General features: G+C 60.9%; 7 protein-coding genes and 1 tRNA gene. 6 read left to right on the top strand and 2 right to left on the bottom strand.

The annotated features are described in order from the left end of the window. Positions 1-100: 100 nt before the first annotated feature. Positions 101-174: transfer RNA gene (locus ACMKFF_RS07930), tRNA-Gln, on the bottom strand. 197 nt (positions 175-371) lie between these two features. Here ACMKFF_RS07930 and ACMKFF_RS07925 point away from each other — a divergent pair. The 3 genes from ACMKFF_RS07925 to ACMKFF_RS07915 are packed head-to-tail and all read left to right on the top strand — an operon-like array spanning position 372 to position 3,672. Beyond that, on the top strand, positions 372-1,484 hold the full coding sequence (locus ACMKFF_RS07925; protein WP_419496597.1) for a THUMP domain-containing class I SAM-dependent RNA methyltransferase: 1,113 nt from the start codon (positions 372-374) through the stop codon (positions 1,482-1,484). 15 nt (positions 1,485-1,499) lie between these two features. After that, entirely contained in the window at positions 1,500-2,441 is a 942-nt protein-coding gene (locus ACMKFF_RS07920; RefSeq protein ID WP_349135164.1) for a diacylglycerol/lipid kinase family protein, read from the top strand. Beyond that, positions 2,428-3,672, top strand: coding sequence for an endonuclease/exonuclease/phosphatase family protein (locus tag ACMKFF_RS07915; RefSeq protein ID WP_419496596.1), 1,245 nt, complete (start codon positions 2,428-2,430; stop codon positions 3,670-3,672). The genes ACMKFF_RS07920 and ACMKFF_RS07915 overlap by 14 nt, the downstream gene beginning before the upstream one ends. A gap of 999 nt (positions 3,673-4,671) precedes the next feature. Here ACMKFF_RS07915 and ACMKFF_RS07910 read toward each other — a convergent pair. Beyond that, positions 4,672-5,694 carry a hypothetical protein gene (locus tag ACMKFF_RS07910; protein ID WP_419496595.1) on the bottom strand — a complete coding sequence of 341 codons (1,023 nt, stop codon included), beginning with the start codon at positions 5,692-5,694 and terminating at the stop codon, positions 4,672-4,674. A 247-nt stretch (positions 5,695-5,941) separates the two neighbouring features. Between ACMKFF_RS07910 and ACMKFF_RS07905 the strand changes: the two genes are divergently transcribed. The 3 genes from ACMKFF_RS07905 (at position 5,942) to ACMKFF_RS07895 (ending at position 9,788) form a co-directional block, all read left to right on the top strand. Continuing rightward, positions 5,942-7,282 carry a sensor histidine kinase gene (locus ACMKFF_RS07905; protein ID WP_419496594.1) on the top strand — a complete coding sequence of 447 codons (1,341 nt, stop codon included), beginning with the start codon at positions 5,942-5,944 and terminating at the stop codon, positions 7,280-7,282. Then, the gene (locus tag ACMKFF_RS07900) at positions 7,279-7,983 is read left to right on the top strand and encodes a LytR/AlgR family response regulator transcription factor (protein WP_419496593.1); all 705 of its coding nucleotides are present in this window, start codon (positions 7,279-7,281) and stop codon (positions 7,981-7,983) included. Before ACMKFF_RS07905 ends, ACMKFF_RS07900 begins: the two co-directional genes overlap by 4 nt. Positions 7,984-8,573: 590 nt before the next feature. Further along, positions 8,574-9,788: an ATP-binding protein gene (locus ACMKFF_RS07895; RefSeq protein ID WP_419496592.1), complete on the top strand. Its 1,215-nt coding sequence runs from the start codon at positions 8,574-8,576 to the stop codon at positions 9,786-9,788. Positions 9,789-10,439: the final 651 nt, after the last annotated feature.

Raw genomic sequence — 10,439 nt, 5'->3', positions numbered from 1 at the left:
CTTTTCTTCCCTCCGTAACATTTTGGCTTGACAATTCTTTGACAGTCTAAAAAATACAAAAACCATAGAAAAACCGGTTGTCCAATGGACAACCGGTTTTTGGCAGCGGGTGAAGGATTCGAACCCTCACAAACGGAGTCAGAGTCCGGTGTGCTACCATTACACAAACCCGCTATTTGCCGTGCGTCAAAGCGCATATATAATTAGTTGCAAAATCGGACAAAAGTCAAGCCCTGATTTCATGTTTTTTCAATTTTTTCTGCGCCGGGCAGCGGGGAATATTGGCCGTTGCAATCGGTCCTGCTATCGGTTATAATAGAACATAAAAATAATGAGGAAAAATCGCTCGAATTTGGGCGGGAGGATACGCAATGGAACGTTGGACAATGGCCGTGCCGTGCCTGTTTGGCCTTGAGGGCCTCGTGGGCGACGAGCTGCGGCGAATGGGCATGGAGGATGTGCGCGTCGAGGATCGCCGCGTGTTTTTCACGGGCGGCGCGGCCGAGCTGGCACGCGCGAATATCGGGCTGCGCATGGGCGAGCGGGTCATGATCCTGCTGGCGCGCTTCCCGGCGCGGTCGTTTGAGGAGCTGTATCAGGGCGTGAAGGCCATTCCGCTCGAGCGCTTCGTCCCGCGCGAGGGCGCGTTCCCCGTCAAGGGCTACAGCCTTGATTCTCAGCTGCACTCCGTGCCGGACTGCCAGTCCATCGTCAAAAAAGCCGCCGTCGACCATCTCGGCGCGCACTACGGCTTGACGTGGCTGCCCGAGACCGGCGAGACCTACCAGCTGCGCTTTTCCATCATGAAGGACCTGTGCGAGGTCTTCCTCGACAGCTCCGGCGTCAGCCTGCACAAGCGCGGCTACCGCGCCGTGGGCAACGAGGCCCCGCTGCACGAGACCATGGCCGCCGCCATGGTGAATTTGGCCCGCTATCGCGGCCGCGATTTCTTCTGGGACCCGTTCTGCGGCTCCGGCACCATCGTTATCGAGGCGGCGCTGGCCGCGCTGAACCGCGCGCCGGGCCTTGCCCGCAAATTTGCGGCGCAGAGCTGGTCCTGCATTCCGGAGGATATCTGGACGCAGGCCCGCGAGGCCGCGCGCGCGGCGGAGTTCCGCGGGGAATACCGCATTCTCGGCACGGACATCGACTCCGGCAGCCTTGCCATCGCCATTGCGAATGCAAAGAAGGCCGGGGTGAGCAAATACATCGAGTTCCGCGAGGCGGACGCCACCCGTGAGAGCCTGCCGTGCGACCGCGGCGTCATCGTCTGCAACCCGCCCTATGGCGAGCGTATGCTCGAGCAGCGCAGCGCGCAGCAGCTCATGCGGCAGTTCGGCCGCCACCTGCGCTTTGCCGACGGGTGGAAAAAATATATCATCTCCTCCGAGCCGGAATTTGAGCACTACTTCGGCAAGCAGGCCACGAAAAAGCGCAAGCTCTACAACGGCCGCCTGCAGTGCAATGTCTATATGTATTTCTGAAAGGGGCGCAGACGCTTGCGGCATGTATTTCTGATCAATCCCGCTGCCGGAAAATATGACCGGACGGGCGAATTTACCCAGACGATCCGCGCGGCCTGCGAGGGGCTGGACTATGAGATTCTCGTCTCGCGTGCCCCCGGTGACTGCACCCATATCGCGCAGGCCGCCGCTTCCTCCGGCGAGCCGGTCCGGCTGTATGCCTGCGGCGGCGACGGCACGCTCAACGAGGTCGTCAACGGCGCGGCGGGCCATGCCAACGCCGCCGTGACGCATTTTCCCGGCGGCTCCGGCAACGATTTCATCAAAATTTTCTCAGATCCGGCGGCCTTCCGCTCCCTGCCCCGCCTGCTCGACGCCGAGGAGGCCACATTCGACCTCATCCGCTGCAACGGGCAGAATTACGCCGTCAACATCTGCTCCATGGGCTTCGATGCCCGCATCGGAACGGAAATCGGGCGCTATAAGCGCCTGCCGCTTGTCAGCGGGACGGGCGCCTATCTGCTCTCCACGGGCGTGAATTTTATCCGCGGCATCCACGAGCACTATGTCGTCGACGTGGACGGGCAGCATTTTGACGGCAATCAGACGCTGATGTGCATTGCAAACGGCCGGTATTATGGCGGTAGCTTCAACCCGGTGCCCGATGCGGAGCCGGACGACGGCCTGCTCGACGTGCTGCTGGTGCGCGACGTGTCGCGCGCGACGATGCTGCGTGTCATCGGCAAATACAAGGCCGGGCACTATGCCCAGCTGCCGGAGCTCATCCGCCACTTCCGCTGCAGGCGGGTGCACATCCGCTGCGACCGCGAAAGCGAGATCAATCTCGACGGCGAGCTCATGATGTCCCGCGACGTCACGTTTGAAATCGCGCCGCAGAGCATCCGATTTTTCTATCCGCGCGGCCTGACCTATCACGCCGCCGCAGAGCAAGGAGGCGAGCACATTGCAGCAACATGATATCCCGGAGCTGACGCCGGACGAGGAGCTTGACCGCACGCGCGTGCTGCCGGATCCCGTCGATCCGCTCGAGGGCTCGGCGCGCCTGCCGGAGCTGCGCCCGGACGACGAGCCGGGACCCGAGGACGAGCCGGAGGTCCCGCAGGAGCCGAAGCGCCGCGGCCGGGTCGTCCGGAAGATCGTCAAATATTTCCTGTTCCTTGTGTTGGCCGTCGCCATCGTCGCGGCGGGCGGCATCGGCTATCTCACGGTCACGGAATACCGCCCGGCCTATGCCGAGGACGCACAGCGCGGCAACGTCCTGCGCGAGAGCAAGCTCACGGGCGGCCAGACCGTCCGCGTGCTGACGCTCAATACCGGCTACGGCGGGCTGGACGCCGGGGAGGACTTCTTCATGGACGGCGGCGAGGGCGTCAGACCGTCCGATGCAGAGACCGTGCGGCAGAATATGCTCGGCATCGAGGACCTCATCCGCGGTGCGGACGCCGACTTCGTGATGCTTCAGGAGGTCGACACGGATTCGAAGCGCAGCTACGGCTATGACCAGTGGCGGCAGTATGAATTCGATCTCGAGGACTATGAGAGCCGCTTTGCCCTGAACTATTCCTGCGATTATGTGCCCTATCCCGTCACGGAGCCCATCGGCCGCGTGCACTCCGGTGTTGCGACCTACAGCCGCTACGACATCACGGCTGCCACGCGCTACCGCCTGCCGTGCCCGTTCTCGTGGCCGGTGCGCATCGCCAATCTCAAGCGCTGTCTGCTCGTCACCCGCATCCCCATCGACGGCTCGGAGCAGGAGCTCGTGCTCGTGAACCTGCACCTCGAGGCCTATGACGACGGCGAGGGCAAGGAGGCCCAGACGGCCATGCTCCTGCAGATCCTGCAGGACGAGTATGCCAAGGGCAACTATGTCATCGCGGGCGGCGACTTCAACCAGAGCTTCCCGGACGGCACGGACCGCTATCCCATCGCCTCCGGCGCGGACTGGACGCCCGGCACGCTCGGCGACCTGCCTGCGGGCTGGCGGTATGCCTGGGACAGCGCCGCGCCGACCTGCCGCCTGCTGAACCAGCCCTACAGCGCCGGAAGCTCCGGCACGCAGTTCTATGTCATCGACGGCTTTATCCTCAGCCCGAATGTCGAGCCGGTCAGCGTCCGCACGCAGGATGCCGAGTTCGCAGTGACGGATCACAACCCCGTCGTGCTCGAGGCGCGGCTCGTCAGCTGATATCCCGTCATTTCGACGAAAAGCGGAGAACATGTGAAAACTATTTTGGCTATTTTCATAGTTTGTTCACAATTTCCCGCTGCCGATATGATATCATTTTTGTACAGAGACGGGGTACGCCCCGTTCCGCTCAGGCAGCCGGCGATGCCGCGGAAATATCTGCGGATAAGCCAACGCCGACTGCGTGCTTCATCTGGTTTCCATCTTGTAAGGCCGTGGCCCAAGGAACGGGTCACGGCCCTTTCCATATAATAGGGAAGTCATTGTAGGGGAGCGGACAGCCGGGCCCGGCACAGCGCTGCCGACCACTGCAGACCGCCGATAAAACGGTGAAAGCCAAAGATTTGTCATTGCGAGGAGGCCGCAGGCCGACGTGGCGCCCTGAGCGCGAAGCGCGAGGAAGTGCCCTTGGGGTGCAATCTCGGGAAGGCACTGCCGAATTGCACCGGCCAATGTAGGGGAGCGGACAGCCGGGCCCGGCGCAATGCTGCAGACTCGAACGGGCCACCGTTAAAATGGCAACGGCTCCCAGATTTGTCATTGCGAGGGCGCTTCGCGCCCGTGGCAATCTCGGGAAGGCAGTTACGTTTTCGCCGGAAGTACCCAATTATCCGGCCAAGTACTGCGAGATTCCCCCGTCGCTTCGCTCCTCGGAATGGCAATTCTGATAGCCTTGCGCCGCCGAATCACCACTGCAATACGCGCAACTGCCGTAGGCGCTCACTGCCCGTAAAGGGCACGCCGCATCCGTAAGGCGGCAAAGCCGCCAACGGCTGCGCAGTGAGCGCCGCTACAGACGCAATTGGCTGGTACGTTTTAATCGGCAGCCTGCAAACTGCGAGTGCCTTCCCGAGATTGCCACGGCCCCTTTGGGGCCCCGCAATGACACATCAGGGAAGCATGAGGTGCACCAGCCCCCCGCAATGACACGTCAGACAAATCGGCCGCTTAAAAGACGTCCCCGACGCTGTTTTCAGCGCCGGGGCATACTTTTCCATATCAGCTTTTCGGCAGCTTGGGCCAGTCCGGGCCGAGCCTGCCCCGAAGTTCCACCAGTTTGTCCGCGTCCGGAGGCGTCGCCTTCCGCACCTTCTCGCTGGTCGGACGGCGTTCCGGTCCGTAAGCAGCGCCGCTATAGAACAGACTCACGGCCGTCCAGCCGCCGAGCTGCCAGAGGCTGCTTTGGAGATACAGATCCATAAACAGTCTGCGGAACTTGTCCGTCTGTTTTTTGGACAGCTGTACGTCGTAGTCCTCATTGAGGATCCGAACCTGGAGGTCGAATTCCTCGTCCGGCTCCATGAATCCCGTCATGATATCAACGCGCATTCTCCGCAGCACCTTGTCCGCAGCAAGGGCGGCGGACTCGCGCTCCAGCCTCCGCTTTTCCGACTCGCGTTTGGAGATATCGATCTCGAACTCTTCGCTCTGGGTACGGTACAGGAGTCCCGACAGCCTTTTTCCCAGAGCGGGCTCTCCATTCAGGTCCAGCATCGGGCCAATGACCTCGCCGTTCCATCTGCGCTGCGTTCCGCCGGCCCGCAGGCCGCCGATAAAGTCCACCATGGCCTTTCCCTGCGGCGTGAGATAGAACCGATCCTCCGCAAAGGACAAGAATATCTCCTGATCCGGCACGAGAAATGACTGGCACCTCTGATTTTCGAGCGTATTGTAAACGTAGAGGAAACGGTAATATCCGTGCATGACCATATCCTTGTTTACGATCGCGCGATCCAGCGGGTCGCCCCATGGCTCGTCGCTGTAGAGCTCCCTCAGCTCGTAGATGGCGTACGGAAGCGATGCATCCCGCTGCGCAACACCGGAAAACGCAACAAAATCCTTTTTGTGGACACGCAGGCCCTCGTAGTGCTTGAAAACTTGCCATGCATGAGACACCGGCAGAACGCCGTAAAAATTAGACACGCAGCGGAAGAACGTGTGCAGCAGCTGCAGCTTCTCATCCGAAAGGCCGAGCTCGGCGTATCTCTTTTCCAGTGTCTTCGGCGATAACGGTTTCTGCATGATATGTCCCCCAGTCCGCCCGCCCCGTCCGAAAGCGGGCAGCCGGCGGCAGAATTTGTGCTGTTTTGACCCGATTATACCATACCGCAGATATCTGCGCAATCCGCAAAAAAACAGCAGCCTGCAGAGGTCATCCCGGCCAGCGCAAATTGCAGGCGCTCTCCCCTCCCGTTTCCGATTTCTCTTGCATCCGGCCGGATTTTGCTGTATGATAGAAAAAAGTGGAAAATTCCGGGATTTTTGGTGCATGATCCGCACTTTTTCCGGCATGATCCGCACATCTGTTCCGGAGGGATGCCCCATGATGCGCCTGACGCCCCTGTCGCTTGCCGCGAATACCATTTTTTACCTCATCCTCGCAGTGATGTACTGCCGCGTGCTCACGCGCCGCTTTTCGTGGCCTTTTACGCTGCTCGGCCTCACGGTCGGCTACCTGCTGTACATTATCCCGACGAAGTTCATGCCCTACGCCGACGCCGAGCGGATGCTCTTCGGCCTCGTCACCTTCCCGCTCACTCCCATCGTCCTGTTCCGCGACAAGTGGTATAAATCTCTCCTGTGCGCCTTCGCCGGACTGGTCGCCATGGCCGGCTCGGACCTGCTGTCCGTCTCGTGGCTGCTGACGCCGGAGCAGCTCCGGCAGGGCCTGACGTTCCAGCCCATCCCCGTGCAGCTGGCGGTCTACGCCATCTTCCTCTCGACGGACGGCCTTCTGATGTTCCTGTTCACGCTGCTGATGAACCGCTACCAGAACCGCCTGTCCGGCCGCGAATGGGCGCTGTACCTCGCCTTTCCCGCCAGCCAGTATCTGCTGATCTACGGGTGGGTGATCTTCCTGCGCACGGACTTCATCCTGCGCCGCGTGCTGATGCTGCTGCTGGCGCTGGCCATCTGCACGGCGGCCGACGCCCTGCTCTTCACCGCCATCCGCGGCATGGCCCAGCGAAGCGAGCTGAAGGCGCGCAACGACCTGCTCGCCCGCCAGATCGACCGGCAGAACGAGCACTATGCCGCCCTCACGGCGCAGTATGAGAACATCCGCCGCATCCGCCACGACATTTCCAGCCATCTTTATACCATGCAGCTCCTGCTGCAGGAGGGGCAGTATGACGAGGCAGCCGCCTATTCCGCCGAGGTCACGGAGGCCTGCCGCTTCCGCTCCGATCTCGGCGCGTGCGAGAACCCCGTTGTCGACGCCTTTCTCTTCTCCCGCACGGAGGAGCTGCGCGCGCAGGGCTATACCCTGCAGCTGCAGGTCTGCATCCCCGCGGAGACGGGCATCCGCAACGCCGACATGGTCGTCGCCTTCGGAAACCTCCTCGACAACGCCGCCGAGGCCTGCCGCGACGCCGGAGAGAAGCGTCTTTCTCTCTCGGCCCGCATGGACCGCGGCTTCCTGTGCATCGAGGTCCGCAACCCGGCCCCGGCCGCGCCCGCACGGCACAGCCGCCGCATCCCGGAGCTGGAGCGCGGCATCGGCTCGCACATCCTCCGCGCGCTGGCGGAGACCTATGAGGGCAGCTACGCGCTCACGCCGTCCGGCGGCGAATGCACGGCCAGCCTTCTTCTGAAGGGGGCGGCGGCATGATCCCCATTGCGATCTGTGACGACGAGCTCCTGCATGCGCGGCAGACGCAGGCCGCCATCCGGCGCTGTGAGGCGCAGGCGGTCACCCGCTGCTTCGAGACCCCGCTTGCCCTGCTGGCCGCCGTGACACAGCAGGGCTATGCCCCGCGCGTGGCCGTGCTGGATATCCGCATGGCGGGCATGGACGGCATCGAGCTGGCAAAAAGGCTCAATACGCTCGTTCCCGGCTGCGCCGTCATTTTTCTGACGGCCTATCTCTCCTATGCGCCGGATGTCTATGAGACGCGCCATGTCTATTTTGTTCTGAAAAGGGAACTGGAGCGGCGCATCGGCAGCGCCCTGCGCGCCGCGCTGGCCGAGACGGCCGCGCCTGCCAGCCTGCAGCTGGCCACGGCGCACGGCTACCGCAATGTGCCGGTCACGGACGTGCTCTTCCTCGAGCGCATCCTGCGCAAAACGCGCGTGGTGCTGACGGACGGCGAGGAGCTGGTCACCGCCGCGCCCGCCGCCCTGCTGGAAGCCGTGCCGGACGGTGTCTTCCTGCGCTGCCACCAGAGCTACTGGGCGAATTTTTCGCACATCACCGCCATGGAGAAGGACGAGTTCGTCCTGACCGGCGGCCTCCGCGTCCCCATCAGCCGCAGCTACCGCAGCGCCGCCCGCAGCGCCTTCTTCGCCAACCTGCGTGGGGAGGAAGGCTAGGTTAGGAAGCCACCCCTGCGCACCGGCTGACAATTAACGATGTGCACCGATTGCGTCCGTAGCGGCGCTCATTGAGCGCCTTGCAGGCTGGCAGCATGTGCCGCATGGATTCTATGGCGTGAAGTCTCCAGATTTGTCATTGCGAGGAGGCCAACGGCCGACGTGGCAATCTCGGGAAGGCAGTTACGTTTTCGCCAGAAGTACCCTGTGATCCGACCGGGTTCTGCGAGATTCCCACGTCGCTTTGCTCCTCGGAATGACACATCAGGGTGGTGCGGCGGTGCACCAGTGCCCTCATGCAGTGGAATAGCCCCGTACAGGGCGCTCACTGCCCGTAAAGGGCACGCCGCATCCGTAAGGCGGCAAAGCCGCCAACGGCTGCGCAGTGAGCGCCGCTACAGACGCAATCGGTTTCTACGTTTTTATCGGCAGCCTGTGCGAATCGCAAGTGCAGTGCCGGGCACGGCTGTCTCCGCTCTTACAATTCTATCAAAATTTTGAAAGTTATAACTGATAAAAATCTAAATTTCGGTTGTTTTTTCACTTACACTCTGATAAAATAAGACAAGCCACGAAGGGAGGCCTGCCAATTGATCAAGCGAGAATCCTATATGCGCCGCATTCGTCCGTTTATCGGCGGCGAACTGATCAAGGTGATGACCGGCATCCGCCGCTGCGGGAAGTCCGTCATGCTCGAGCTGGTGAAGCAGGAGCTGCTGGATTCCGGCGTCGGTGCGGAACAATTCATCACGCTGAATTTTGAAGACCTGCGCAATGCGCCGCTGTGCCGCGCAGAGGCCCTGCACGCAGAAATTCTACGTCGCGCGGCAGCGATCCCCGGAAAGGCCTATCTCTTCTTCGATGAGATTCAGGAGGTGCAGGAGTGGGAGAAGTGCGTCAATTCCCTGCGCGTGGCGCTGGACTGCGACATCTATATCACAGGCTCCAACGCAAAGCTCCTCTCCGGCGAGCTTGCGACCTATCTTGGCGGCCGCTATGTTGAGTTTGTCATCTATCCGTTTTCGTTTGCGGAATTTCTGGAGCTGTACCGGACGATCGCGCCGGAGGCCTCTGGGCAGCAGGCCTTTCAGAAATACCTGCTTGCAGGCGGCATGCCCTATCTTGCCAACCTGCGATACGCCGAAGAGCCGTCGCGCCAGTACCTGACGGACGTGTTCAACTCCGTGCAGCTCAAGGATGTCGTCAAGCGCAATATGGTCCGCGATGTCGACCTGCTTGAGCGCATTCTTGCCTACGTCATGGCGAATGTCGGCACGACGTTCTCCGCGTCCTCTCTCTCCCGTTTTCTGAAGAACGAGCAGAGGAATGTCGCGCCGGAGACGATCCTGAACTATCTCAAATACTGCTGCGACGCCTATCTGTTCTATCAGGTCAAGCGGCAGGACCTGCAGGGCAAGCAGGTTCTTTCCACAAATGAGAAGTATTACATTGCAGACCACGGCATCCGCGAGGCGGTGTTCGGCGGCAACCTGCGGGACATCAACCTGATCCTCGAAAATATCGTGTTTCTGGAGCTGCTGCGCCGCGGCTATACCGTAACAGTAGGCAAAACAGGCGAAAAGGAGATCGATTTTGTCTGCGAAAAGCGCGCCGAGAAGCTCTATGTGCAGGTGACGTATCTGCTGGCCACAGACGAAACGATCGAGCGCGAGTTCGGCGCATATGCCGCGATCCGGGACAATTTCCCAAAATATGTCGTCTCGCTGGACGAATTTGACCGCAGCCGCGACGGCATCAAGCACCGGAATCTCCGCGATTTCCTGCTGGCGGAAAAATGGGATTAAGCGCCACTGACCGCACATGCCATTGTAGGGGAGCGGACAGCCGGGCCCGGCGCGGTACTGCCGACCGGTACAGGCTGACGTTAAAACAGTACGCACCGATTGCGTCTGTAGCGGCGCTCATTGAGCGCCTTGCAGGCTGGCAGCATGTGCCGCATGGATTCTATGGCGTGAAGCCTCCAGATTTGTCATTGCGAGGAGGCCAACGGCCGACGTGGCAATCTCACGCAATAGCCTGCGAATTCGCCGAGGCTTTCCTATGATCCAGCCAGGTACTGCGAGATTCCCACGTCGCTTCGCTCCTCGGAATGACAATTCTGATAGCCTTGCGCCGCCGAATCACCACTGCAATACCCGCAGCTGCCTTAGGCGCTCACAACCCGCAAGGGGCACGCCGCATCTGTAAGGCGGCAAAGCCGCCAACGGCTGCGAAGTGAGCGCCGCTACGGACGCAATTGGTGCATACCATTTTATCGGCAGTGTATACGAATCGCCGCTCCCGACAATTATTGTTTCTCTTGTTTATTCTAAAATCACCGCGCTGCCGGTTCATTTCCGGCAGCGCGGTTCATCTTGTCAAAAAAGTCCCTTTGGGCTTTTTCGCCAAGCTGCTTTCAGAATTGCAAAATAGAATTTTGTTGTATCTTATTTTGC

It is taken from the genome of Faecousia sp. (assembly GCF_048519415.1).
Taxonomy (GTDB): Bacteria; Bacillota; Clostridia; order Oscillospirales; family Oscillospiraceae; genus JAZOXB01.
The sequence above is the reverse complement of the archived record's forward strand: the minus strand, read 5'-3'. Positions and strand labels throughout refer to the sequence as shown.